This window comes from Cryobacterium sp. (genome assembly GCF_025463825.1).
Lineage (GTDB): Bacteria > Actinomycetota > Actinomycetes > Actinomycetales > Microbacteriaceae > Cryobacterium.
In genome coordinates, this window is record NZ_JAODBG010000042.1 from 14339 (window position 1) to 38404 (window position 24066).

The 24066-nt window shown below is 68.9% G+C and carries 30 protein-coding genes and 3 pseudogenes; 15 read left to right on the plus strand and 18 right to left on the minus strand.

From position 1 onward, the window contains the following. The first annotated feature begins 12 nt into the window (after window positions 1-12). Together JWP54_RS05020 and JWP54_RS05025 are read left to right on the plus strand one after the other, a co-directional pair. Window positions 13-996: a TIM barrel protein gene (locus JWP54_RS05020; protein ID WP_297368172.1), complete on the plus strand. Its 984-nt coding sequence runs from the start codon at window positions 13-15 to the stop codon at window positions 994-996. 13 nt (window positions 997-1009) lie between these two features. After that, entirely contained in the window at window positions 1010-1993 is a 984-nt protein-coding gene (locus JWP54_RS05025; RefSeq protein WP_297368174.1) for a sugar-binding transcriptional regulator, read from the plus strand. 3 nt (window positions 1994-1996) lie between these two features. Here JWP54_RS05025 and JWP54_RS05030 read toward each other — a convergent pair whose 3' ends face one another. Further along, window positions 1997-2425 (minus strand): RbsD/FucU domain-containing protein, encoded by a 429-nt coding sequence (locus JWP54_RS05030; protein WP_297368176.1) that lies wholly within the window; start codon window positions 2423-2425, stop codon window positions 1997-1999. 130 nt (window positions 2426-2555) lie between these two features. Here JWP54_RS05030 and JWP54_RS05035 point away from each other — a divergent pair, with 130 nt between their 5' ends. Beyond that, window positions 2556-3599 (plus strand): NAD(P)-dependent alcohol dehydrogenase, encoded by a 1044-nt coding sequence (locus tag JWP54_RS05035; RefSeq protein ID WP_297368179.1) that lies wholly within the window; start codon window positions 2556-2558, stop codon window positions 3597-3599. A gap of 264 nt (window positions 3600-3863) precedes the next feature. Further along, window positions 3864-4073 carry a sigma-70 family RNA polymerase sigma factor gene (locus JWP54_RS05040; RefSeq protein ID WP_297368182.1) on the plus strand — a complete coding sequence of 70 codons (210 nt, stop codon included), beginning with the start codon at window positions 3864-3866 and terminating at the stop codon, window positions 4071-4073. Window positions 4074-4095: 22 nt separating this feature from the next. Here JWP54_RS05040 and JWP54_RS05045 read toward each other — a convergent pair whose 3' ends face one another. The 4 genes from JWP54_RS05045 to manD form a co-directional block, all read right to left on the minus strand. Next, window positions 4096-4956, minus strand: coding sequence for an SGNH/GDSL hydrolase family protein (locus JWP54_RS05045; protein ID WP_297368251.1), 861 nt, complete (start codon window positions 4954-4956; stop codon window positions 4096-4098). A 198-nt stretch (window positions 4957-5154) separates the two neighbouring features. Then, a complete protein-coding gene (locus JWP54_RS05050; RefSeq protein WP_297368185.1) occupies window positions 5155-5688 on the minus strand; it encodes a hypothetical protein in 534 nt (177 codons plus the stop codon). Further along, window positions 5586-5942: a hypothetical protein gene (locus JWP54_RS05055; RefSeq protein WP_297368187.1), complete on the minus strand. Its 357-nt coding sequence runs from the start codon at window positions 5940-5942 to the stop codon at window positions 5586-5588. Before JWP54_RS05055 ends, JWP54_RS05050 begins: the two co-directional genes overlap by 103 nt. A gap of 289 nt (window positions 5943-6231) precedes the next feature. Next, window positions 6232-7470 (minus strand): D-mannonate dehydratase ManD, encoded by a 1239-nt coding sequence (gene manD, locus JWP54_RS05065; protein WP_297368189.1) that lies wholly within the window; start codon window positions 7468-7470, stop codon window positions 6232-6234. Between the two features lie 316 nt (window positions 7471-7786). On the opposite strand from manD, the gene JWP54_RS05070 reads away from it, so the two are divergent. The 3 genes from JWP54_RS05070 (at window position 7787) to JWP54_RS05080 (ending at window position 9291) form a co-directional block, all read left to right on the plus strand. Further along, a complete protein-coding gene (locus tag JWP54_RS05070) occupies window positions 7787-8284 on the plus strand; it encodes a hypothetical protein (protein ID WP_297368192.1) in 498 nt (165 codons plus the stop codon). Between the two features lie 147 nt (window positions 8285-8431). After that, complete coding sequence (locus JWP54_RS05075; protein WP_297368195.1) at window positions 8432-8980, plus strand: hypothetical protein; 549 nt, start codon at window positions 8432-8434, stop codon at window positions 8978-8980. After that, a complete protein-coding gene (locus JWP54_RS05080) occupies window positions 8935-9291 on the plus strand; it encodes a hypothetical protein (RefSeq protein WP_297368197.1) in 357 nt (118 codons plus the stop codon). The genes JWP54_RS05075 and JWP54_RS05080 overlap by 46 nt, the downstream gene beginning before the upstream one ends. 80 nt (window positions 9292-9371) lie before the next feature. Here JWP54_RS05080 and JWP54_RS05085 read toward each other — a convergent pair whose 3' ends face one another. Together JWP54_RS05085 and JWP54_RS05090 are read right to left on the minus strand one after the other, a co-directional pair. Then, window positions 9372-9887: a hypothetical protein gene (locus JWP54_RS05085; RefSeq protein WP_297368200.1), complete on the minus strand. Its 516-nt coding sequence runs from the start codon at window positions 9885-9887 to the stop codon at window positions 9372-9374. Continuing rightward, window positions 9851-10234, minus strand: coding sequence for a methyltransferase domain-containing protein (locus tag JWP54_RS05090; protein ID WP_297368202.1), 384 nt, complete (start codon window positions 10232-10234; stop codon window positions 9851-9853). The genes JWP54_RS05085 and JWP54_RS05090 overlap by 37 nt, the downstream gene beginning before the upstream one ends. Window positions 10235-10361: 127 nt before the next feature. Between JWP54_RS05090 and JWP54_RS05095 the strand changes: the two genes are divergently transcribed. From JWP54_RS05095 to JWP54_RS05125, 7 genes and pseudogenes are all read left to right on the plus strand, one after another. After that, window positions 10362-11603, plus strand: coding sequence for an FAD-dependent oxidoreductase (locus JWP54_RS05095; RefSeq protein WP_297368205.1), 1242 nt, complete (start codon window positions 10362-10364; stop codon window positions 11601-11603). A gap of 19 nt (window positions 11604-11622) precedes the next feature. After that, a pseudogene (locus tag JWP54_RS05100) lies at window positions 11623-11925 on the plus strand (YkvA family protein); the annotation flags it as partial. A gap of 207 nt (window positions 11926-12132) precedes the next feature. Next, window positions 12133-12807, plus strand: a complete 675-nt coding sequence (locus tag JWP54_RS05105) for a 3-oxoacid CoA-transferase subunit A (RefSeq protein WP_297368209.1) — start codon at window positions 12133-12135, stop codon at window positions 12805-12807. Beyond that, window positions 12808-13470 (plus strand): 3-oxoacid CoA-transferase subunit B, encoded by a 663-nt coding sequence (locus JWP54_RS05110; protein WP_297368212.1) that lies wholly within the window; start codon window positions 12808-12810, stop codon window positions 13468-13470. Window positions 13471-13472: 2 nt separating this feature from the next. Then, the gene (locus JWP54_RS05115) at window positions 13473-14657 is read left to right on the plus strand and encodes a thiolase family protein (protein WP_297368215.1); all 1185 of its coding nucleotides are present in this window, start codon (window positions 13473-13475) and stop codon (window positions 14655-14657) included. Between the two features lie 10 nt (window positions 14658-14667). Next, window positions 14668-15471 (plus strand): IclR family transcriptional regulator C-terminal domain-containing protein, encoded by an 804-nt coding sequence (locus JWP54_RS05120; protein ID WP_297368218.1) that lies wholly within the window; start codon window positions 14668-14670, stop codon window positions 15469-15471. A 46-nt stretch (window positions 15472-15517) separates the two neighbouring features. After that, window positions 15518-16063, plus strand: coding sequence for an SDR family oxidoreductase (locus tag JWP54_RS05125; protein WP_297368221.1), 546 nt, complete (start codon window positions 15518-15520; stop codon window positions 16061-16063). A gap of 49 nt (window positions 16064-16112) precedes the next feature. Here the strand turns inward: JWP54_RS05125 and JWP54_RS05130 are convergent, their stop codons facing one another. Together JWP54_RS05130 and JWP54_RS05135 are read right to left on the minus strand one after the other, a co-directional pair. Beyond that, window positions 16113-16718 carry a hypothetical protein gene (locus JWP54_RS05130; RefSeq protein WP_297368224.1) on the minus strand — a complete coding sequence of 202 codons (606 nt, stop codon included), beginning with the start codon at window positions 16716-16718 and terminating at the stop codon, window positions 16113-16115. Window positions 16719-17240: 522 nt separating this feature from the next. After that, window positions 17241-17729 carry a CinA family protein gene (locus JWP54_RS05135; RefSeq protein WP_297368227.1) on the minus strand — a complete coding sequence of 163 codons (489 nt, stop codon included), beginning with the start codon at window positions 17727-17729 and terminating at the stop codon, window positions 17241-17243. A gap of 90 nt (window positions 17730-17819) precedes the next feature. Between JWP54_RS05135 and JWP54_RS05140 the strand changes: the two genes are divergently transcribed. After that, window positions 17820-18275 carry a cytochrome c oxidase subunit 4 gene (locus JWP54_RS05140; RefSeq protein WP_297368230.1) on the plus strand — a complete coding sequence of 152 codons (456 nt, stop codon included), beginning with the start codon at window positions 17820-17822 and terminating at the stop codon, window positions 18273-18275. A 22-nt stretch (window positions 18276-18297) separates the two neighbouring features. Here JWP54_RS05140 and JWP54_RS05145 read toward each other — a convergent pair whose 3' ends face one another. From JWP54_RS05145 to JWP54_RS05180, 9 genes and pseudogenes are all read right to left on the minus strand, one after another. Then, a complete protein-coding gene (locus JWP54_RS05145) occupies window positions 18298-18990 on the minus strand; it encodes a prolyl oligopeptidase family serine peptidase (protein WP_297368233.1) in 693 nt (230 codons plus the stop codon). Between the two features lie 15 nt (window positions 18991-19005). After that, window positions 19006-19269: a hypothetical protein gene (locus JWP54_RS17665; RefSeq protein ID WP_367274183.1), complete on the minus strand. Its 264-nt coding sequence runs from the start codon at window positions 19267-19269 to the stop codon at window positions 19006-19008. Window positions 19270-19388: 119 nt separating this feature from the next. After that, window positions 19389-20525, minus strand: a pseudogene (locus JWP54_RS05150) (carboxyl transferase domain-containing protein); the annotation flags it as partial. After that, window positions 20522-21450: pseudogene (locus JWP54_RS05155) on the minus strand (CaiB/BaiF CoA transferase family protein). The pseudogenes JWP54_RS05150 and JWP54_RS05155, both read right to left, overlap by 4 nt. Beyond that, the gene (locus JWP54_RS05160; RefSeq protein WP_297368236.1) at window positions 21447-22199 is read right to left on the minus strand and encodes a DUF3500 domain-containing protein; all 753 of its coding nucleotides are present in this window, start codon (window positions 22197-22199) and stop codon (window positions 21447-21449) included. Before JWP54_RS05160 ends, JWP54_RS05155 begins: the two are co-directional and overlap by 4 nt. Beyond that, window positions 22136-22420 (minus strand): DUF3500 domain-containing protein, encoded by a 285-nt coding sequence (locus JWP54_RS05165; RefSeq protein ID WP_367274184.1) that lies wholly within the window; start codon window positions 22418-22420, stop codon window positions 22136-22138. Before JWP54_RS05165 ends, JWP54_RS05160 begins: the two co-directional genes overlap by 64 nt. A 120-nt stretch (window positions 22421-22540) precedes the next feature. After that, complete coding sequence (locus JWP54_RS05170; RefSeq protein ID WP_297368239.1) at window positions 22541-22996, minus strand: hypothetical protein; 456 nt, start codon at window positions 22994-22996, stop codon at window positions 22541-22543. Window positions 22997-23014: 18 nt separating this feature from the next. Continuing rightward, window positions 23015-23176 carry a hypothetical protein gene (locus JWP54_RS05175; protein ID WP_297368241.1) on the minus strand — a complete coding sequence of 54 codons (162 nt, stop codon included), beginning with the start codon at window positions 23174-23176 and terminating at the stop codon, window positions 23015-23017. After that, entirely contained in the window at window positions 23173-23661 is a 489-nt protein-coding gene (locus tag JWP54_RS05180; RefSeq protein WP_297368245.1) for a fumarylacetoacetate hydrolase family protein, read from the minus strand. Before JWP54_RS05180 ends, JWP54_RS05175 begins: the two co-directional genes overlap by 4 nt. Window positions 23662-24066 lie beyond the last annotated feature (405 nt).

Consider the following 24066-nt stretch of genomic DNA (forward strand, 5'->3'; position numbering starts at 1 on the left):
AAAGCAGAGCTCATGCCCCACGAACAGGTCTACGGCGCCGGTATCTGGCACTTCGCCACCTATGTCGACCGTTACGCCACCGACGGCTATGGCGAACCGCGCAGCATCCTCGACGCGATCGACCTGGCCGGCAAGGTTCGCGACCTCTCGGTCGTCGACCTCAACTACCCGTTCTTCGGCGGTGACATCAGCAACGCCCAGGTCGACGAAGCCCTCGAGCGCAACAAGCTCAAGGTCATCGGCATCACTCCGGAAATCTATACCCGGCAGTTCATGAAAGGCTCCTTCACCAACCCCGACCCCGGCGTGCGCGAGGTCGCCCACGACCTGATCACGGATGCCGTCGGCGTCGTCCGGCACTTCGGCGCCGACTACGTCAAGCTCTGGCCCGGCCAGGATGGCTGGGACTATCCCTTCCAGGTGGATCACGGCACACTCTGGAAGGCGTCCCTCGACGGCGTCGGCCGGCTCGCCAGCGAGAACCCCGACGTGAAATTCGTGATCGAGTACAAGCCCCGCGAACCGCGCGTGCACATGAGCTTCGACTCCATGCCCCGCACCCTGCTCGGCATCGAGAAGATCGGCCTGCCCAACGTGGGTATCCTGCTCGACTTCGGCCACGCGCTGTTCGGCGGCGAATCCCCCGCCGATTCCGCCCAGCTCGCCATCGACTACAACCGGTTGTTCGGCATGGACGTGAACGACAACTTCCGCCAGTGGGACGACGACCTGGTCGCCGGCACCGTGCATCCGATCGAACTGTTCGAGTTCTTCTACACCTTGGAGAAGAACAACTGGCACGGCGTCTGGCAGCTCGACCAGTTCCCGTTCCGGGAGGACAGCGTGGACGCGGCGGACATGGCCATCGACTTCCTCAAGGCCGTGCAGCGGGGCCTCGGCAAGCTCGACGTGCAGGCCCTGCAGGAGGCCCAGGCGAACCATGACGCGATGGGGGCGCTGCGGCTCGCGCAACAGGCCCTGTTCACGTCCTACTAATAAGCTGGCCGGTATGTCCAGCGAATTGTCGGCGGTGCCGAGCCGGTTGCCCACCGACCGGCTGGGGCTGCTCACCAAGATCGCCCGGATGTACCACGAACAGGGCCTGCGCCAACCGGAGATCGCGGAACGGTTGAACATCTCCCAGTCGCGGGTGTCCCGGTTCCTCAAGGAAGCGGTCAACCTCGGCGTGGTGCGCACCATCGTGGTGCCACCACCCGGGGTGCACCCGGATCTGGAAGACCGGGTACGCGACCGGTTCGGCCTGAGCGACGTTGTCGTCGCCGACCAGCTCGGTGACGACGACAGTGCCATCCTGCGCGCCCTCGGCGGAGCCGGGGCGGCGTACCTGGAAACCTCGCTCACCGGCCAGGACCGGGTCGGTATCTCGTCCTGGTCGTCCACCCTGCTCGCCACGGTCGATTCGATGGTGCCCCGCCCCGCGCGGGCGGCGGACTCGGTGGTGCAGGTCATCGGCGGGGTCGGCAACCCGACCGTTCAAGTGCAGGCCACCCACCTCACCGACCGGCTCGCCCGGATCACCGGGGCCACCCCGCGGTTCGTCGCCGCGCCCGGCGTCGTGGCCACTGCCGAGCTGCGCGCTGCGTTGTTGCAGGATGAATACATCGGCCAGGTCGCCGCCGAATGGTCCACCCTCACCGTGCTGCTGGTGGGCATCGGCAGCCTGCAGCCCTCCCCGTTACTGAAGGACTCCGGCAACGTCGTCTCGCAGAGCGAGATGGAACTTCTCCGCACCAGCGGCGCCGTCGGTGACGTGTGCCTGCGCTTCTTCGACGCGCACGGAGCCCTGGTGGAGTCGTCGCTGAACGACCGGGTGCTCGGCATCAGCGTCGACGACCTGCGCCGAGTGCCACGCAAGGTGGGCATCGCCGGCGGCGCCCGCAAACACGAGGCCATCCGGGCCGCTGCCACCGGCGGCTGGATCGACGTTCTGATCACCGACGTCGCCACCGCCGAATACCTCATCACAGCCTGAGCGTCAGTCGTTGACGACGCCCTTGCGCAGGATGAAGCAGCCGTAGGGCCGCGCGTCCAGGGTGTGCACCACGGCGTAGGCGTACTGGGCCCGGTGATAGAAGTCCAGGCGCGGCACGATCCCGAATTCGAGTTCGGGCCAGCCCGCACGGGCGACGGCGAGCACCTGTGCCTGTGAGGGGCCCAGAATGGCGGGGTCGTCGTCGACCACCATCCGCTCCAGCGGTCGATCCACGTAGCGGTCCAGCGGGAAGACGCTCAGGATGGCGGCCGCCGCGTCGGTCACGCTCGCGGGTCCCAGCCGCACGACCGGCCGGCCGGAGGCGGCTGCCGGATAGTTGCGGTCGACGAGGAACAGCTCGTCGCCGTGACCCATCTCATCCAGCAGCTTGAGCAGCTCCCCGCTGAGCAGGGGATTGATTCCAATCAACATGCCCCACAGCTTGTCAGAGCGCAGAATTCCCGACAAGAGGTGCCCTGACAGTACGTGGCTGATGGCCCCGGGAACCCCGGCGGAAATGCTTGGATTGTCAGATTCCGTTTCTGCTACCCCAGGGAGAACCATGCTCACCGTCAACGCCTTCGCGGCTCCCTCCGCCACCGCGCCGCTCGTCAAGACCACCATCGAGCGACGGGACCTCGGCCCGAACGATGTGCTGATCGCCATCGCCTACTCCGGCATCTGCCACTCCGACATCCACACCGTGCGTGGCGAATGGGGCCCGGTGCAGTACCCCCTGGTCGTCGGCCACGAGATCGTGGGGACCGTTGCCGAGGTCGGCTCGGCCGTGAGCCTGCACCAGGTGGGCGACCGGGTCGGTGTGGGCTGCATGGTCAACTCCTGCCGCGAGTGCGAGAACTGCCTCGCCGGCGAGGAGCAGTACTGCCTCAAGGGCAACACCGGCACCTACGCCGCGGTCGACCTGGACGGCACCATCACGCAGGGCGGCTATTCGACTCACGTCGTGGTCGTCGAAGACTTCGTGCTGAAGGTTCCGGAGAGCATCCCGTTCGAGGCCGCAGCTCCCCTGCTCTGCGCCGGCATCACCACCTACTCGCCGCTGGCGCACTGGAACGCCGGCCCGGGCAAGAAGGTGGCCGTCGTCGGTATGGGCGGCCTCGGCCACATGGCCGTGAAGATCGCCCACGCCATGGGTGCTGAGGTGACCGTCCTCTCGCAGAGCCTGAGCAAGCAGGAAGACGGCCTGCGCCTGGGCGCCGACTCCTACTACGCCACGAGCGACCCGGCCACCTTCGACAAGCTGGCCAACACGTTCGATCTCATCATCAACTCGGTCAGCGCCCTGATCGACATCAACGCCTATCTGGGGCTACTGCGCCTGGACGGCACCCTCGTGAGCGTCGGCGCCCCCGCCGAGCCGCTCCCGGTGCAAGTGTTCAGCCTGTTCGGCAACCGCCGCTCATTCGCCGGTTCCGGCATCGGCAGCATCCGCGAGACCCAGGAGATGCTGGACTTCTGCGCCGAGCACGGCATCGCCCCCGAGACCGAGCTGGTCGCGGCCGACTACATCAACGAAGCCTACGAGCGGGTGCTGGCGTCGGATGTGCGCTACCGCTTCGTGATCGATGTGGCCACCCTGGCCTGAGGGTAGAGACCAGGCGACCGCGCGGGGTGTCCCCGCGCGGTCGCCCGTTGTGTTAGTGTTGCACGTTGCGCGTCGATCTTTACCACGATACGACCACTCCGCTGCCCCAATCCACGGCCGGAGTCGCACACCGCTCGATCGGGTCCTACCCGGCCGGACAACACTCGACCGGGACTTTCGGTCGATCATTCACGCTGCGAAAAATCCCGGCGCCCGCACAGCTGCGCGCCGCCTTCACACGTCACAACGAAAAGTTCGATTTCCATGTTCACTGCCACCCATACCCTCGACCACGCCACGGAAGCCATCGACACCCTGTCGCCTGAGCACCGTCAGGCGATCCACCTCGCGTACTACGCGGGATTCAGCAACGCCCAGGTCGCCGACCTGCTCGGCGTGACCCCCGCGGTCGCCGACTCCCGCCTCACCGAGGGGCTCACGCACCTCCGCGAAGCCCTGCGCGTCGCCGCCTGAGCGCTCCAGGCCGCGCGCCCGGTCACCACACTGCCCGCACGGCCGTGGCGTAGGCCCGGTAGCCGGCCGCGGTCGGGTGGAACGCTTCGATCCCGGTCGAATTGATCCAGGGGTCGGCGCTGCCGATGCCGTGTCCCGCGAACGCCGCGGTGACGTCGACGTAACGGATGTCGATGCCCGACTGGGCGAGCTGCACCGCCACACCCTCGATGGTGTCGTTCAGCGCGGCAATCGCAGCGTTGAGTTGCACGATGGTCGCGTAGTTCGGGTGCGTCTGCGGCGGAGTCTCGAACAGGAACGGATAGCCGGTCACCAGGATGGCGGCGCCGGGAATCGTGGAGGCAACGGCCGTGAGAGTGGTGGTCAGCCGCACGGCCAGTTCGCTGGGTAGCTCCGGCGCCGGCGGTGTCAGGAGGGCGTAGACGCCGGCCAGGCCCGCCTGGCATTCCGGCGACTCGAACGACACGGAGCAGGCCGCGGCGACGGCGGGACCGTTCAGGTCGTTGGCGCCGATGGTCCCCGTGACCACGTCGACCTTCCTGGTCTTCCTGATCGACGGAATCTGGACGCTCAGCACGTCGGCCGTTGTCGCCCCGCTGCAGCTGGGGTCGGCGACCAACCTGACGTGTTTCAGGTCGTCCAGAACCTCCGGATAGCTGGAGGCATTCTGCAGGCAGGCGTTCTCGTACGGCAGGGCGCCCTGCCCGGCCGCGTACGAGTCGCCCAGGGCGACGTACGTGACGACACGGCTCCGGTTCTGGTCGGACTGGTCGTGGCCGGACTGCGCCTGACCGGCCTGCGCCTGACCAGACTGTGCAGCGACGCCGACTGGCGCTGCTTGGGCGCTTCCCGCGACGAGGACTCCGGAGAACAGGACGGACATTGCCAAGGCGATGGCCCCTCGCGCGGCGACGCGGCTGGGTAAGCGAATCATTGCGCCAAAGCACTCCCGAAGGCGCCGGCCGGACAGGGCAGCCGCCTCCGGGCGTCGGTCAGGTCAGGAGCTCGTGGAGATGACCGCACTCATGGTGTGCGTCTCCGCCGGTGCCAGGACGATCGCGTCGCTGTGCACATTGGCGGTCTACACGCACAGCATCCCGGTCCACTCCGCGTCACCGAAGTCGGGCATGGCCGCGGCTTTCTCGGTCCAGGGATTCCAGAGCACCCGCGGGACACTCAGGTAGGTGTGGAACCCCTCCGCGAAGCTCACCGGTCCGGCACCGACGTTCCGCACCCGCAGGGAGAGGCCCAGCCGGGCGCCGACCGTCACCGTGTAGTCGGCCTCGAAGCGGTGCGGCCAGGCGGAGGACCGGGTCTGTTCGGTGTCGGTGAGACGGAAGACCAGGACGATGTCGTCACCGCACTCGTGTGCCTCGGCCAGCTGCCAGTCGGCCAGCCGGGCGAAGCCGTGCGCGGGCAGAGTGGGATCCTCTGCGAGCGGCCCGAACCACGGGAAGCAGAGCGGCACCCCGCCGCGCAGGGGCCGGCCGGCAGCGTATTCGCTGAAGGCGCTCATCCACAACACCGGCGGCTGTCCCGCCGGTGCATAACCGGTGACGTGCGCGCCCTGCAGATAGACCTCGGCCGCGCCGGCCGCACCGTCGACCCGGACCACGGGCAGGCCGCCCCGCCGGTACCGATCGTGACAGATGCGGGCAGCGCCGGGGCGCACAGCCGGGCCACCGCTTCGGTGACGATGTCCAGCACGGGCTGGGCGATGTCGACCGCGAAGCCCGGCTCGTCGTCGTGCAGTTCTTCCAGGGTCGCCAACTGCGGCTGGAGCAGGGCCGGCGGCATGAAGTGTTCACTGCGACCCTCGAGCCGGTTCCCGAGCACCTTGAGCGAGCCGGAGAGGTGCACGAACTGCACGTTCGGCGGATCGCGTCACGATAGACCCGCTTGAGCGCTGAGCAGGCGATGACCAGTCCGGTGCCGGCGGCTCCCGCCTCAGCGAGCGCCGCGCCCACCAGGGCGAGCCACGGCCATCTGTCGTCATCCGTCAGCGGCACTCCGCCGGCCATCTTGACGATGTTCGCCTGCGGGTGCAGCCCCTCGGCGTCGAGGAACGGGATCTCGAGGGAGGAGGCCAGGAGGGCGCCGATGGTGCTCTTGCCCGAGCCCGATACGCCCATGACCACGACCTGCGCGGCTGGTGTACTCACCCGTCGTGCACCGTTCCATCGGCCAGCCGGTTGTAGGGCAGGTAGGCGGTGGCATACGGGTACTTGCCCGCTTCGTCCACGTTCAGCTCCACTCCGAGACCGGGCTTGTTGCCCGGGTGCAACATGCCGTTGTTCCAGCTGTAGGACTGCCCGAAGACGGCGTTGGTCTTGTCGCCGTGCTTCATGTACTCCTGGATACCGAAGTTGTGAATCGCCATGCCGAGGTGCATGGCGGCGGCCATGCCCACCGGGGAGATGTCGGTCGGCCCGTGCATGCCGGACTTGATCTGGTACTGGCCGGCGAACTCGAGGATCTTCTTGAGGTGGGTGATGCCACCGGTGTGGGTGACGGCGCTGCGGACGTAGTCGATGAGCTGCTCGCGGATGCTCTGCTGGTAGTCCCAGATGGAGTTGAAGATCTCACCGATCGCCAGCGGCGTCGTGGTGTGCCGGCGCACCAGGCGCAGCGCCTCCTGGTTCTCGGCCGGTGTGCAGTCTTCGAGCCAGAACAGGTCGTAGGGCTCGAGCGACTTGCCGAGCGTGGCCGCCTGGATGGGCGTCATCCGGTGGTGGCCGTCGTGCAGCAGCGGCAGCTCGGGGCCGAACTCGTTGCGCACGGCCTCGAAGACGGTGGGCACGTGGCGCAGGTAGGACCGGGTGTCCCAGTCTTCGTCGGCGGGCAGCGCGCCGCGCTGGGCGGGCTCGTGGTCGTAGCGCACGCCCTCGTTGCCGGGCAGGCCCTTGTTGGACGCGATGCCGTAGATGGACTTGAGGCCGGGAACGCCCGTCTGCACGCGGATGGCCTTGAAACCCTGCTCCAGGTGCGAGTTGACGCTGTCGAACACCTCGGTGAGGGACTTGCCGGATGCGTGGCCGTAGGCGAGCAGGCCGGTGCGCGATGCGCCGCCGAGCAACTGGTAGAGCGGCATGCCGGCGGCCTTGGCCTTGATGTCCCAGAGGGCCACGTCCACAGCGGAGATCGCGGCCATGGTGACCGGGCCGCGGCGCCAATAGGCGCTGCGGTACAGGAACTGCCAGGTGTCCTCGATGTTGTGGGCGTCGCGGCCGAGCAGCAGCGGCACCACGTGCTCGGTGAGGTAGGCCACCACGGACAGCTCGCGGCCGTTCAGGGTGGCGTCGCCGAGGCCGGTGAGGCCGTCGTCGGTGGTGAGCTTGAGAGTGATGAAGTTGCGGTCGGGGCTGGTGACGATTACTTCAGCCTTGTCGATCTTCACGAGTGCTTCCTTCTGTTGTAACTGCGGAGTAAGTGGTTGGTTGCGGGCGGGTCAGTCGACCGGCGGCGGGGTGTTGCCCGGCCGGTACGCCGGAAGGACGCTGTCGAGAGCGACGGGTCGATGGGCGGCAGGACGGTTTCGCTCCGGCGCGGCGCGCGGTGATCTCGGCGACGATGATGGCGTGACGCTTGTCGGTCAGCGGGTAGAAGATCATCACGGCGACCGCGAGCACTGAGGCCACGACCGGGATCAGAAGGACACCCAGGGCAACCTGCCGCTCCGCCCGGAGACGCACCGGCGCATCCGCCTCGACGCAGTGTCGGGGGCGGCCGACTTCACCGGCACCGACCCGAACTCCTACCTGCAGATCGCGAAGGACGAGCTCGAGCAGGCCGGCTTCGAGGTGCACGTGTTCAAGGACGCTGCCCAACGGAAGGCAGAGGGTGAGGAGCACGTCTACTTCCACACCGTGATGTCGGAGGAGGCCAACGGCAGCTTCACCGACAAGTACGACGCGGCCATCATGTTCGCAAACGTGGCGGGCTTCGCCCAGGAGGCCAGCGTGCGCATCAAGTGGTCAACCCCGATGGCGGCGGAGATCCCCTGGTACGTCACGGAGGTTCCCACCGTGTACGTGTCGGTGAACCAGCCCACCCACCTCATCGACGTGCCCACGGTCAAGACCGTGGTTCACGCGCACAACCCGAGCCGCGAGGCGATCCACGCCGCGGTGCAGAAGATCATCGGTGCCTCGGAGTTCCAGGGCACCTTCAACGACAATGTCTGGTGCGACACCTGGGGCACCCGCCTCTAGGCGCCTCTTTCCCACCCCCTCCGCTCCCCCGCACGTCACCATCCGCACGACAACTGTTGCCCGTGCGGACAATTGCGCCCGGCACACCGGGACCAATTGTCCGCATGGGGACCAGTTGCTCCGCACTACTGAAGGAGTACGACCCTCATGGCCACAATCGGCGTTCAAGCAATGATGCTCAAGGACAACTTCGCCGCGGACGGGGCGTTTGAAACGCTCCGCGCGGTGAGTAAGATCGGCTACCACGCCGTCGAAATCTCGCAAATTCCGATGACCCCCGCCAACGTCGCGGAGCTGGGTCGGGCGCGCACCGAGCTGGGCATGGACATCGCCTCCCTGTCGGCCTCCCTGACGGTGACCCCGGGCATCCCAGGCGAATCCCTCACCACCGACTTCGACAAGATCGTCAACGACGCCAAGCCCCTGGATGCCTCCATGGTGCGCATCGGCATGCTGCCGTTTTCCGCGATGGGCTCCCTGGATGCCGTGCTCGGATTCTGCGACGCCACCAACGAGATGGCCGCTCGCCTGCAGGGCGAGGGCATCGGGCTGTATTACCACAACCACCACATCGAGTTCGCGAAGTACGACGGGAAGCTGCTGCTCGACATCATCGCCGAGCGCGCCCGCTCATGGGCGTGGAGATCGACGTGCACTGGGTGCAGCGCGGCGGCCTGGACCCCGTCACCACGCTGAAGAAGTACGGCGAGCGGGTGTCGATGGTGCACCTCAAGGACTACCGCATCGGGCAGATCCCGCCCGCCGCGTTCGAGGCGCTCAACGCCGGCGACCACGCCGGATTCATGACCGCGTTCACGGGCGTGGTGCAGTTCGCCGAGGTCGGCGAGGGCAACCTCGACTTCACGTCGATCATCGCGGCCAGCGAGGAGATCGGCGCGCGCTACCTGCTCGTCGAGCAGGACGAGCACTACGGCCGGACGCCGCTGGAGTGTCTGCAGACCTCCTACGACAACCTCGTCGCGCTCGGTTTCACGCACCTCTGTTAACCGGCAACTGTTGCCGGTGCGGACAATTGCGCCCGGCACACCGGCAACAGTTGTCCGCTCGGGGAACAGTTGTGGGCGGGTTACGGCTCGGGCGGAACCGGGAGGGGGCGCTTCTCGAACACCCACAGGCCGTTCGTGGCCGGGAACCACGGCGGGTCGTGGCTCGTGACGCTGAGGTGGGCGAGGGCGTCGACGCATCCCCGCTGGGTGACGGCCGCGCTGTGGAGGAGATCGAAGCCCAGCGTGCCGGCGTATTCGCTGTACCCAGCGAGAGTGAAGAGCTGATACCGCTCCAGGGCCTCCCGCGGGAACGTCTCGATACCCCAGGTGAGCGTGCACAGGAATTCGGCGACGGCGTGCCGGGTCCCGGTCAGGCTTCGCCCGCGCAGGTGCAGCGCCCGCAGCCGCGGGTGGGGGCTGCGCCGCAGGTAGTCGTGGAACGCCCCGACATCCCCGGTCGACAACCCGTCGACCGCCGCCGACTCCAGGGGGCAGTCCGGCATGATGCCGTCGCGGATGATCAGCCGGCCCCGGTCGCACAGGCTCGCCCGGAACCGCGTCAGGGTGAGCGCCAGCGCGTCGTACCCGAGCAGCACCGGAACCGTCCCCGGGACGTTCCATAGGAGTACACCTCGTGCAGCAGCACGCTCACCACGATGCTGTCGAACGGCTCGGGGAACAGCTGCGGCACCTGTTCGGCGTAGCCCCGGCGCACCTCCCACAGCACGCCGAGCGCGGCCAGTCTGGTGATGGCGTCCGGCGCGGCGTCCAGGGCAGATGTGCGGAAACCGGCCGCCGCGATCGCGGCGGTGAGTTCGCCACCACCGGCTCCGACATCCAGCACGCGTGGTCCACGCAGGTGCGGCAGCACCATCTGCGCCTTGTCGCCGAGCGCGGAGCCCATCCGTTCGAAATAGCGAGGCTCTCGGGCGATTGTCGGCATGGGTGAGCGTGCTCCTCGCGGGCGGGGATGGGGAAGGGCTCCAGATTACCGAGCGAACACTTCCCACTCGGTCACGCCCCGCCCGCAAGGGGTGGCAGGCAGCCGCGGCACCGTCTATGGTCGGCCTATGTCTGAGCACAACGGATCGGTCAGAAGTGCGGATGCCGATGAACCGACCTCGCACCGCGTGGTGGTGATCGGCGGCGGAAACGCCGGCCTGTCCGTGGCGGGCCGGCTGCGCCGGTCGGGCGTCGATGACGTGGTCGTGGTGGAACCACGCGAACACCATCTCTACCAGCCGCTCTTCTCCCACGTGGCGGGCGGGACCGCGCGCGCCGGCATGGCGACCCGGCCGCAAGGCTCCGTGACGCCCCGCGGCGTCCAGTGGATCCAGGACCGCGTCACCGACGTGTTGCCGACATCGAACACCGTGCTGCTGGTCTCCGGACGCCGGCTCGCCTACGAGCACCTCGTGGTCTGCCCGGGCATCCAGAAGGACTGGGACAGGGTGCCCGGCCTCCCCGAGGCGATGGCGTCGCCGTGGGGCGCGTCGAACTACGAATTCGACCTGGCCGCCAAGGCGTCCCGGCTGCTGCGGAACCTGCGGCGCGGCACCGTCGTCTTCACCCAACCGGCCGGCCCGGCGACCTGCGCCGGCGCCGCGCAGAAGCCGATGTACCTCGCCTGCGACTACTGGCGCGCCACCGGTGTCCTGCCGGACATCCGGGTGGTTTTGGTCGTCCCCGACCCGACGGTGTTCGGCATGCCGCTGATCGACGAGGAACTGAATCGCAAGATCGCCGAGTACGGGATCGAACTGAGAACCGACAGTCACCTGCTCGAGGTGGACGCCGCGAACCGCACGGCCGTCATCGGCCGGGTGGACGGCAGCGATCGGGAGACCCTGCCGTACGACATCCTGCATGCCGTGCCGCCGCAATCGGCGCCGGACTGGGTGAAGGCGACGGTGTTGCCGGCCGCGGGTGACCCCGGCGGCTTCATCGAGGTCGACCCGGGAACCCTGCGGCACGCCCGGTTCCCGAATGTCTGGGCACTCGGGGACGCCGCCGCCACCCGCAACTCCAAGTCCGGTGGCGCCCTGCGCAAGCAAACCCTGGTGCTGGCCAAGAACCTTCGCCATGCCCTGGAAGGCAAGGAACCTGGGGACACCTACGACAACTATTCGGTGTGCCCGTTCACCGTCTCGAGGTCCACGGTGGTCTTCGCCGAGTTCGACGACCAGTACCGACCGAAGCCGACGATCCCCTTCTGGCCGACACTGGCGCGAGAGCGCCGGCTGGCCTGGGTCTTCGACCGGCACATCCTGCCGTGGGTGTACTGGAACCTGATCCTGAAGGGCCGGGCCTAGTTCCGATTAGCCTCTCCCTATGCAGTGGTGGCAGGTGGCAGGAACCGTCGTCGCAGGACTGGTGCTGCTGTGGGGCGCCCTGATCGCCTGCCTGGCGTGGGCGTCGCGCGGGCAGGCGGAAAAACTCACCCTGATCGATGCCCTGCGGCTGGGCCCGGATGTGGTGCGCCTCACCCGTCGGCTCGCGACCGACCGGGCGGTGTCCTGGACGGTGCGCGCGTGGCTGGTCGTACTGCTGGTCTATCTGCTCCTGCCGATCGACCTGGTTCCGGATTTCATCCCGGTGATCGGGTACGCGGATGACGCCCTCGTCGTGGCCCTGGTGCTGCGGTTCGCGACCCGGCGGGCCGGCGCAGCGGCCATCGAGCGGCATTGGCCGGGCACGCCGCAGGGGCTGCAGGCTCTGCGCACGCTTGCCGGACTCCAGGCCCCCTGACGCGCCCTGACTCCGGCCCGCGCTTCACTCACCGCACGCCAATGGTAATATGATGCGAACAACCGTTCAGCAGGCGAACGAATGCGAGGCGTCATGGTTTCCAAGATTTTCGACAGCGTGGATGCGGCGCTGGCCGACATTCGCGACGGTGCGACGATCATGATCGGCGGCTTCGGCACGGCCGGGCAGCCGGTCGAACTCATCGACGGGCTCATCCGGCATGGCGCCAGGGACCTCACCATCGTGAACAACAACGCCGGCAACGGCGAGGTGGGGCTCGCGCTGCTGATCAAGAGCGGCTTCGTGCGGAAGATCATCTGCTCGTTCCCCCGGCAGACCGACTCGCAGATCTTCGACGAGACCTACCGGGCCGGCAAGATCGAGCTCGAGGTGGTTCCGCAGGGAAACCTCGCCGAACGTATCCGGGCGGCCGGCGCCGGCATCGGCGGCTTCTTCACCCCCACGGGCTACGGCACCCTGCTGGCCGAGGGCAAGGAGACCCGCACCATCGACGGCCGCGACTACGTCTTCGAATCCCCGCTCCGCGCCGACTACGCCCTGATCAAGGCGCACCGCGCCGATCGTCTGGGCAACCTGGTGTACCGCAAGACGGCTCGCAATTTCGGCCCGGTGATGGCCACGGCCGCCGCGACGACGATCGTGCAGGTGCCGGCAATCGTTGAGTTGGGTCAGCTGGATCCCGAGAACGTCATCACGCCCGGAATCTTTGTGAACCGGGTCGTCCTGATCGAGAAGGAGGCAGAGTAGATGTCCACCGCAGCACCCCTGAGCCGGGCCGAGATGGCCCAGCGTGTGGCCGCCGATATCCCGCCCGGCTCCTACGTCAACCTCGGCATCGGCATCCCCACCAGCGTGTCGAACTACCTCACCGCCGAGCAGGACGTCATCCTGCACACCGAGAACGGCCTGCTCGGCATGGGACCTGAGGCCCACGGCGACGAGATCGACGACGACCTCATCAACGCGGGCAAGATCCCCGTCACCGAGGCCATCGGGGCCAGCTACTTCCACCACGCCGACTCGTTCGGCATGATGCGCGGCGGTCACCTGGACATTGCCGTCCTCGGCGCGTTCCAGGTGTCGATCACCGGCGACCTGGCCAACTGGCACACCGGCGAACCCGGCGCCATACCCGCGGTCGGTGGGGCGATGGACCTCGCCGTCGGCGCGAAGAACGTGTTCGTGATGATGGAACTCACCACCAAGAAGGGCCAGCCCAAACTCGTCGAGGCACTGACCTACCCCGTCACCGGGCTCGGTTGCGTCACCCGCGTGTACACCGAGGTGGCCGTCTTCGACATCGACCGCACGACCGGCGTCAGCGTCACCGAACTCTTCGGCCCCACCACGGTGGACGACCTGCGCACCCTCACCAACCTGCCGCTCACCGACGCCACCGGAAAGGGATGACCATGGCCCCCGCCACGTCCACCTCCAGTTACATCTACGACTTCGTCCGCACCCCCTTCGGCCGCTACGGCAAGACGCTTGCGGGCACCCGCCCGGATGACCTTGCTGCCCTCGTCGTCGGAGAGATCGCTCGCCGCAACCCCGACCTCGCTGTGGAGTCCATCGATGACATCATCCTCGGCGACGCCAATGGCTCGGGCGAGGACAACCGAAACGTGGCGCGCATGGCCGCCCTGCTGGCCGGCTTCCCCGCCTCCATTCCCGGCGCCACTGTCAACCGGCTTTGCGGCTCGGGTATGGAGGCCGTCATACAGGCCAGCCGCGCCATCGAAACCGGCGACGCCCGGATCATGCTCGCCGGCGGCGTCGAATCGATGAGTCGCGCGCCGTGGGTCCTGCTGAAGCCACAGAAGGGCTTCCCGGCCGGCAACGACACCCTGCACTCGACCACCCTGGGCTGGCGGATGGTCAACTCGGCGATGGACCCGCGCTGGACCATCCCGCTCGGCGAGACCGCCGAAATCCTCGCCGACCGGTTCGACGTCAGCCGGCAGGAGCAGGACGCGTTCGCCGCGCAGAGCCACCAGCGCGCGGCGGCGGCCTGGGACGCCGGGACCTTCACCGGGCAGATCGTGCAGGTCCCCGGCGCTGAACTGGCCGCCGACGAGGGCCTGCGCCGCGACACCACCGTGGACACCCTCGCAGGGCTGGAGCCCGCCTTCCGTCCGGACGGCTCGGTCACCGCAGGTAACTCCAGCCCCCTGACCGACGGCGCCGCGGCGCTCCTTATCGCCGGGGCGGATGCCGGCCTCGGCGCCCCGCTCGCCCGGATCGTCTCCCGCGGCGTCGCCGCGAACGACCCGAACATCTTCGGGATCGCCCCCGTCGAGGCAGCGAACATCGCGCTCGCCCGCGCCGGGCTCACCTGGGCGGATGTCGACTTCGTCGAGATCAACGAGGCCTTCGCCTCCCAGGCGATCTCCTGCATCCGGCTCTGGGACGGACTCGACCCGGATAAGGTCAACGTGGACGGCGGCGCGATCGCGATCGGGCACCCGCTCGGCGCATCCGGTGCCCGGATTCTCGGCCAGCTCGCTCGCAAGCTCGAGGCAAACGGCGGGGGCATCGCCGTCGCCGCCATCTGCGTCGGCGTGGGCCAGGGGCTGGCAGTGGTGCTCGAACGTTAGGCTTCTGCAAATGAGCCAGAGAGCAGCGCCGGGAGCACCTGCCACGGAGACCAGCACCGACTTTGTGCAATCCCTGGCCAGGGGCCTCGGGGTCATCACCGCCTTCTCGGGCGCGCGCCGCGAGATGACGCTGACCGAGGTGGCCGGCCACACCGACCTCACCCGGGCCACCGCCCGGCGATTCCTGCGCACCCTGGAGCAGCTGGGCTACGTGCGCACCGACGGCAAGCTCTTCTCCCTGACCGCGAAAGTGCTGGAGCTCGGCTACAGCTACCTGTCGAGCCTTGGCCTGCCCGACGTGGTCACGCCGCACCTGCGCGAGCTGAGTAGTGAGGTGCAGGAGTCCGCCTCGGCCGCCATCCTCGACGGCAACGACGTCGTCTACGTCGCGCGCTCCGCCGGCCGGAAGATCATGCAGGTGAACATCACGGTGGGCACTCGGTTCCCCGCCTACGCCACCTCGATGGGCCGCGTACTGCTGGCGGCCCTGCCCGATCCGGAGGCCGCTGCCGTGCTCGCCGCCAGCTCACCGCGGGCGCTGACCCCGTATACGAAGACCGCCGCCGCCGATCTGCTGGCCGAACTGCACCGGGTGCGGCTGCAGGGGTATTCGCTCGTGGAGCAGGAGCTCGAGGTGGGGCTGCGCTCACTGGCCGTGCCCGTCCGCACCCCGGATGGCCGGGTGGTGGCGGCCGTCAACGTGTCCACGAGCGCGGGGACACCCGTGGCGGACACCGTGCAGGCGCTCCTGCCGGCCCTGACGCGCACGGCCCAGCACACCGAAGCCGACCTGGCTCTGGGCATCCGCATCTAAGCCCTCCCACCTGGGCTCACGATCTCGTGCGGCCTAGTCTGGAGCGATGACCAACAACGTTCCTGCCGGGGTTGCCCTGATCACTGGAGTGGGCCGGCGCCGGTCGATCGGGGCCGGACTTGCCGTGGGTCTGGCCAGCGACGGATGGGACCTCGCACTGAACTACTGGCGGCCATACGACGAGCGACTGGGCTACGAGCGGAACGCCGATGACCCCGAGTCCATCGCCGAGCAGCTGCCGGATTCCGTGGCCCCCGGCGAGGTGGGCGGCCGGATCGTCGCCCTCACCAGCGACCTCACGGCGCATAACCTGCCCTACGGCGCGAGCAAGGGGGCGTTGGACCGCATCGTCATTGCCGCGACGGTGGAGCTGGCCGATCGTGGCGTGCGGGCGAACGTGATCAACCCCGGCCCGGTCGAAACCGGTTGGATGGACGACGACATTCGCGCCTCGGGGATTGCCGCGACACCGGCGGGCCGGCTCGGCACCGCCGCCGACACTGCGAACCTGGTGCGGTTCCTGTTCTCTGAGCCGGGCTCCTGGATCAACGGGCAACTGCTCTACAGCAACGGCGGCTTCAAGACCAGCTGAGCGACCAGGGGTTCCTCCGCTCGAGCGTGTCGAGACCCGGCGAGTCGGTTTAGGCAGTGCGGGGGCGGTAAGTGAAGCCGGTGATGGTGCCGCCGCGGGGACCTGGGGAGACGCCGACCACGCGGCCGGTGAAACCGCCGGCGACCTCGGTGGCGGTGTACCGGCCGTCGATACTGCCCAGCTCGGTGAAGACATCGTTCCCGACAACCCCGAGCCGGAGGAGGTCCGGGCCGTTCCGGAAACCGGAGACGTCTGCCGGTGGGGTGGTGCGGATGCGCAGCACCACAGCGCCGGCGGACCGCTCGGCCGAGCCGAGGGCGATGGGCAGGCCACCGATGGTGGCGCTGGCGTCGATCCGGTCCTGCCCGGCGGCCACCACGACGGTATGGAAGTCGTCCATGCGCACCATCAACGCGACGTCGCCCTCGATGACCACGACGTCGGCCTCCCAATGCTCGTCATGGGTGCGAAGCCCGAGCAGGCCGGCCGGCGAACCGACCGCCGGTTTGAGCGACAGCCCCTCGTCGGCCCCGATGACGGTGAACGCGGTTGCCGGCCCGCCGGGTGAGATCCACCGGGCGTCGAGCACCGCACCCGCGAAGTTCTCGGTGAAGCCGGTCGGCGCCACCGGCACGTCGTACCGGTCCTCGGCCACGACCTCATTCCCGGTGTGCCCCTGGCCAGCGTGGCCGGCGGGATGAACGGCTCCGTTGACCTCCTCATCGGCAGCAACGTCGATGAGGCTTCACTCTTTCTCGCCTTCGATCTGCCGGAGGCCGAGCCAGGGGCGCTGGCCGACACCCTGACACGGGAGCTCGAGCGCGATCTCGGCCCGGGCGCATCGGCCGACGCTTTCCTATCTGTTCGCCCGGTCGAGCCCGTCGATGCAGGGCCGGTTCGGTGCCTGCCACGGCGCCGAACTCCCCTTCGTCTTCGGCACGCTCGACCTCCCTGAGGCCGCCTTCTTCTGCGGCTCCGATGCCCCCCCGCGTCCCTGAGCGAGCGGATGATGAGCGTGTGGGGGCGTTTCGTGTGGTCCGGCCGACCGGGCGACGGTGCGGACTGGCCCGCCTACGGGCGACCCGCACGCGCGACCCTCGTTCTGAACGACTCGGCAATGGTCTGGACGACCCACGGTCGGCATCACGCGAGTTCTGGACGGCCGCCACCCCATCCGTCAGCGTTCCAGCAGCACCTCGGTGAGGTGGGTCAACGCCCGGATGGTCGTGAGATCAACCACCTCGTCGGGCGGCCCGTGGAAGGAGTACGACCTCGTGCGCACCGCACACCGGGAGCTCATGCTGATGAATACCGTCCCTGCCGGATGACCCTCTTCCGGCCCGGGGCCCCCGACCCCGGTCACCGAAACGCTGGCGTCCGCTCCCACGGCGTCCAGCACTCCCCTGGCCATCTGCTCCGCACACTCTGCGGTGATCACCGGCCCGCGGCTGACTCCCAGAAGCCGGTACTTAGTTTCGTTCCGGTAGGCGACCACCCCGCCGCAGAACCAGGTCGACGACTCCGGCGCGGCGCCCAGCGCCGCGGCGATCCGTCCGGCCGTGAGCGATTCCGCCACCGCCACCGTCATGCCGTCCGCCATCGCGAGCTGCCCGATCCGCCGCGCCAGCTCGGTGATACGGGCGTCCCGATCTTCTGCAAGCACCATTGTTTGCCGTCCAATCTCGTGTACTTAATGTAGCCAGTTCGTAGCACCGGAATCCAGCGACACGTCCACGGCACAAGGAGATCCTCGCGCATGAGAGCCAACGTCATTCTCTTCCGGATCCTCACCGTGTTCTTCCTTGTCGCAGGAATTGGCTACACGGTATGGAGCCTGATCTTCAACTCACAGCAGCTGGCGACTCAGTCCATCACCGGACCGGGCACGCCCATCGAGTGGGTGGGAACCGTCGCCTTGGCCCTGTGCGCGGTCCTGTCGGCGTTCATCGCCTTCTATCTTAGCCGCGTGCACCGCGCCCAGGGCGGTGACCTTCCCGAGGACAGCGTCAACGCCAACATCGATGACGGCGACCCGGAACTGGGGTTTTTCAGCCCGTGGAGCTGGTGGCCCATCATCCTCGCGGCCTCGGCGGCCCTCGTGTTCCTCGGTCTCGCGGTGGGCTTCTGGGTGTCCATCATCGGGGTCTGCGTTGCCCTGATCGCCCTGGTCGGCTGGACCTACGAGTACTACCGCGGTCTCTTCGCCCGCTGATCAGTCCGTGCGGCTCAGGACGTCAACACAGCCGAGAAGAACTTCTCGATGACCAGAAACGATGCAAATGCCGTCGGCCGAGCGCCGTGGGTGCGGGTGCTCTGCACCTGGGCGTGAGCGGTGGGCTCTGACTCGAGCCGGCCGGAGTCCAGCCGCCGGGTACCTTGTTGAGCCCGGCCGAATTGAGGAAGCCGTGCCCGAATCCCTCGATGAGGTACAGGGTCACGTCGGCGCCGATGGCGGCCAACGCGTCATAGAGGGCGATGCTCTGAGTGGCGGGCACGAGGGGGTCGGCCGCGCCGTGCATGATCAGGAACGGCGGCGCCTCGTTGCCGACCTGCCGGGCGGGGCTGGCCTGGATCGCGAGGTCGGTGTGCTCGGCCGGGGCACCACCCAGCAGGCCAGCGGTCGGCGGGTTGTCCTGGTCGGGTGCGAGCAGGTCGGCCGCGCCGTAACCGTCCATGACGGCCTGCACGCCGGCGCCGACCGGGCTCGGCTGCTCGCCGTCGAGCGTGGCGACCGGCCCGAGCAGACCGGCGAGCGCGGCGAGGTGCCCGCCGGCCGAGGAACCCCAGAGGCCGATCGCGTCGGGCCGGATCCCGTAGTCGGCGGCGGGCCGCACGATGTCAAGGAACAGGCCGGGCGCGAACTCGATGTCGAGCTGGGAGTTCGCGGGCGCGACGGCGGGCGCCGGTTCTGCTGATTGTTCTGGCATGGATTCCTTTTCGTCTCAGGCGGCCGGGGAGGCGGGTCGGGTGATCGAGCGGTAGCGCTCGCGTCGGCGCCGCAGGCGCTCACCAGCGTCGAGCGCCCGGAGCTCGGGCAGCAGCTGTTCGATGGTGCGCCCGACCCGGCGGCTGAATTCGGCCGGTTCCGCCGCAGCATCCGGCAATTCCGGCACGATCCAGTCGACGATGCCGGCGTCCTGCAGGGCGACGGCGCCGATCCGCTGTGATTCGGCCATCTCGGCGGCATGGTTGGTGTCGCCGTGCATGATGGCGCTGGCCCCCTCGGGCGGCAGTGGAGCGAGCCAGGCATGCTGGCGGCGATGGTGAGGTCACTCGGCAGCAGCGCGAGGGCGCCGCCGCCGGTGCCCTCGCCCAGGAGCACGGCGACGGTGGGCGCGGGATGGGTGACGAGGCTCTCGAGCGTGCGGGCGATCTCGCCGGCGAGGCCGCCTTCCTCCGCTTCCTTCGAGAGGGCGGCTCCCGGCGTGTCGATGATAGTGACCAGGGGCAGGCCGAGTTCGGCCGACAGCCGCTGGCCGCGCTGGGCCTGGCGGAGGGCGGCCGGTCCCCAGGGCGTGCCGGAGCGTTGGGCGTGGCGGTCCTGTCCGACCACCACACACGGGATGGCGCCGAACCGGGCGATGGCGAGCAGCAGCCCGTCGCTGGACTCGCCCTGGCCGGTTCCGCTGAGGTGCACAACATCGGTGGCGGCGTACCGCAGCACGCTGCGCACGCCGGGCCGGCCGCGGTCCCGGCTGCTGGTGATCGATGCGGCGGCGCTGATCGCGGCGCCCCGATATTGCTCGAGCGGCGCATCCGTGGCCTGGCCGGGCTCTGCTGCGGGATGCGGGGCGAGGAGGGTGCCGAGGATCCGGGCGATGAACCCCGGCAGTCGGCCGGGCGGGAGGACCCCGTCGATGACGCCGTGCCGGTAGAGGTTCTCGGCGGTCTGCACGCCGTCGGGAAAGGGTTCGCCGTAGATCGCCGCGTAGACCCGCGGGCCCAGGAAGCCAAGCAGGGCGCCGGGTTCGGCGACGGTGACGTGCCCGAGCGAGCCCCAGCTCGCCATCACCCCGCCGGTCGTGGGGTGACGCAGGTACACCAGGTACGGCAGGCCGGCCCGTTTGTGCGCGGCCACTGCGGCCGTGATGGCCACCATGGCGACGAACGCGGGGGTGCCCTCCTGCATCCGGGTGCCGCCGGAGGCCGGCCCGGCCAGCAGGGGAATGCGTTCCCGAGTGGCGCGTTCGATGGCGGTGATGAGCCGGTCGGCCGCGTCGATGCCGATAGAGCCGCCGAGGAAGGCGAAATCGCTGACGATCAGGGCCACCCGGTGGCCGCCGACCCGGCACTCGCCGGTGATGACCGACTCGTCGGCGTCGCTCTTCGCTCGGGCGCGTTCGAGGTCGGACGTATACGGTTCGGCCCGCGGTCGCGGCGGGATCGGCTCGTCCCAGGAACGGAAGCTGCCCTCGTCCCCGACGAGTCCAATGAGCCCAGCGGCCGAGAGCGGTGCGGTCACGAAGCCTCCTTCGAGTGCCTGGCCGCAATTCTCTCGCGAATCACCGGGCCGTGCTCGTCGAGCGTCGGCGGCGCGCGGTGGCCGCGGAAGGTGACCTCCTGCTCGGCGTCGCCGGGTTCACCGAAGAAGCGCAGCGGCGGACCGGGCAGGGTTACCGGGCCGAGACTGGAGTGCTCCACGTCGATGAGCAAGCCCTGCGAAGCCACCTGGTCCCAGGCGTAGACCTCGTCGAGGGTGCGCACTCTACCGGCCGGGATCCCGGCCGCCGGGTGCCCTGGAAGGCGTGCACGCCGACGAGCGCGGAGAGCAGGGAGGCACGCACGACGCCGCCGCGGCCGGTGGCTTCGCGTTCGTAGAGGGCGGAGACCACCCCGAACGCGCCGTAGATGCCCGAGAGCAGGTCGCCGATCGGCACGCCCACCCGTTGCGGGTCATCCGGCCCCGATCCGGTGATGGACGTGATCCCGACCTCGCCCTGGGCGATCTGGTCGTAGCCAGCCCGCCCGCCCTCCGGCCCGTCGTGGCCGAAGCCCGTGATCGAGAGGATCACCAGGCGCGGGTTCATCTCCAGCAACCGGTCGTTCGAGTAGCCCAACCGGTCCATCACCCCGGTCCGGAAGTTCTCGATCAGGACGTCCGCGTCCCGGATCAGGGCGTCGAGCACCACCCGGTCGGCCGGCGCCTTCAGGTCGAGGGCGATGGATTCCTTTCGGTTGCAGGAAAGGAAGTAGGTGGACTCAAGGGCGTCGGGGACGCCGACAAACGGCGGCCCCCAGCCGCGGGTGTCATCGCCGGAACCCGGAGTCTCGACCTTGATCACCCGGGCGCCGAGATCGCCCAGCATCATGCCCGCCTGCGGGCCGGCAAGAGCGCGGCTGAGGTCGAGCACCACAGTGCCCGCCAGCGCGCCATCCGTGCCGCTCATGACGCGTCCTCGCGCAACAGGCCGCCGTAGTCGCCGCCGTTGGGGGTACGCACCCCGGTGTGCACGTGGAACCGGGCCGGGGTGCGGTTGCTGAGGAAGACCCCGCAGTGGTGGCCGAGTTCGACCAGGATCACCGGGCTCTGGATGCGGACGTAGAACGGCTCGTCCTCGGCCCAGCCGCCGATCCAGGAGAACCAGGTCTCGTCGAAGCGGGCGGTCACCTCGCGCAGCCGGGCGGCCAGCACCCCGGGCGGCAGGTGGTCGAGAAAGGCCGCGACCAGCTCGGTGGCCCGGTCCTGGTCGGCGGGGCTCAGTTCTGTCACCCGGATGCCTTCCAGCGGGATCACCCGGTTGTCCTGGAAGCATCCGCCCAGGTGCCGTTCGTCGCCGGGGTGCAGCCGGCCGGCCGGCATCGCCGGGTCGACCATGGTCGAGTAGACCTGCGCCTGCTTCTGCTGGGCCGGGGCGAGGGAGGTCATCAGGGTACGGGCCAGATCGATACGGTCGCTGAAGACGTTGATCGGGCCGACGGGGCTGTCGGGAATCGTGGACGGTTCGGCCCCGAGGAAGACCGGCGAGAGCACCATCCGGTCGCCCTCGGCCATGCAATTCAGGCCGAGGTAATGCCCGAACAGCTGCCAGCCCCACGGCTGGGTGCCGGACGGGTGCCGTAGAGGGCGATATTCTAGCTGCCCTCGTTCATGACGGCAGGCAGGCCGATGATGCCCCCGAGGTAGCCGTTGATCCACATCAGGGTGCGCACCCGTTCGTAGCCGACCTCGCTCAGGCTGGCGCGCACGAGCTCGAGCGCCCGGTCGCGCGGGTGCGGGTCGAGGTCTTCGAGGCGGAGGCCGGTGTCGTGCTGCAGGAACTCGGGGTTGGCCCAGGTGCGCCACTCGTGCGCCCGCAGCGGGTGATGACGCCGTCGGTGCTGATCCCCCGGTACGGCTCGGGGTATTTGGTGGCCCAGTCGAGAATCATCGGCCCGGCGAACGGGTCGCTCTTCACGACCTCCGCGTACTCGCGGTAGCTGAGCCCGCGGAAGCCGCTGATGCGCGGGTCGTCTTCGGGGAACAGGTGCTCGCGAAAGTCAGTCGCGACCATGGGCGGTTACCTCCTCCCGCGGGTGCGCTGCGGCCGCGACCGGGCGGTGCCCGGCGGCGACGGCGATGGCTCCGGCGACCACGGCCGGGTCCTCTCCTCGCCAGGCTACGTGCTGGTCGGGTCGCACGAGCACCGCGGACGCCTGCCAGGCCACCTCGGGATGCGCGGCGAAGTCGAGGGTCAGCACCCTCACCGGGATTCCGGAGCCCGCCTCCGCGGCGGCCGCAGCGCGGGCGAACGCGTCGGCGGCGCGCGCCGCGGCATCGACGAGGAGCGTGAACCAGGGCCCGAGCGCGTCATAGAGCGAGTCGGCACCGAGCCAGGTATGCGGCAGCAGGCTGCCCGGGCGGGTCGCCGCGAGATAGCGGATCGGATCCTCCGGTTGGGCGGGAGAGCCGTCGTCGATGACGATTGGCGAGTCGGGGTACTGGTAGCCGAGCACCAGGCCCAGCGAATTGAATTAGCTGCGCTTCACCTCGAGGTTGAACGCTATGGCGGGCTGAACCTCGGTGCCGTTCACCCGGGTGATCACCTGCAACCCGTCGCGCAGGTCGCCGACCTCGTCGCGGCTGACGAGGGGCCCATGGGACCGGAGAAGTCGCCGTTCTTGCCGAGGGTTCACTGCGCGGTGAGCTTCTGGGCGCGCCGTGCGGTGAGGTCGTTGAACGTGGAGTAGCCGAAGACGGCGGCCTCGGCGGTGTCGGCATCCGCTGACTCGATGCGACGGCCGACGACGGCGGCCACCTCGCCCTCCCAGTCCAGGCCGGCTTCACCGGCGGGCACCGGGGCGGCCACTCCGCCCACGCTCAGCGAGGCGGTCCAGCGGCCGAAGAGGGTGGGGTACTCGGGGACGGCGAAGGACCCTTCGGCGGCGTGCGCCCGGTAGTTCAGGCCGACGCAGATCACGCGGGCCGCCGGCTGGATGAGGGGGACTTCGCGCACCTCGCTGCGCAGCACCCGGGCGCCGGAGGTCGATGTCGCGCGCTCCTGCCAGCCGAACGGGTCGGCCCAGAACTCCTCGAGGGTGGCGAGCGGGGTCACGTACTCCCCGTCCAGCAGGCCGATCCTGCTCTGGTAATCGTCATCGGCGATGCCCATGAATTTCATGTCGCGTCCTCTTCTGGTGTCTGTTCCGCGGCGTTGCGGTGCCGGCGAGGCCCGGGTTGGTGCTGAGTCATCCGGGCCGACTGACAACATTCAAAGTGATCGACGGGCCCCGCCGCACGAACCTGGATTCCATTGGTTGGGAGAATCGCCGCCCGACTGCCCGGCAGGCACGCGCACCCGCGAGCAACTGTTACCGCTGCGGACAAGTGGTCCCGGCACACCGGACGCAGAAGTCCGATTCGGTGACAGTTGCGATATTGCCCTGTGGATAAGGTGACGTTTCCTCACATATAGCCCTGATTCGTGGGAGAATGTGGGTATGGACGAAGATCTGGCAGGTGGTTCCACAGCAGCGACGGGAGGCCCTCCCGCCGCACCGCCCCCGGCCGACTGGAACACCAGCCT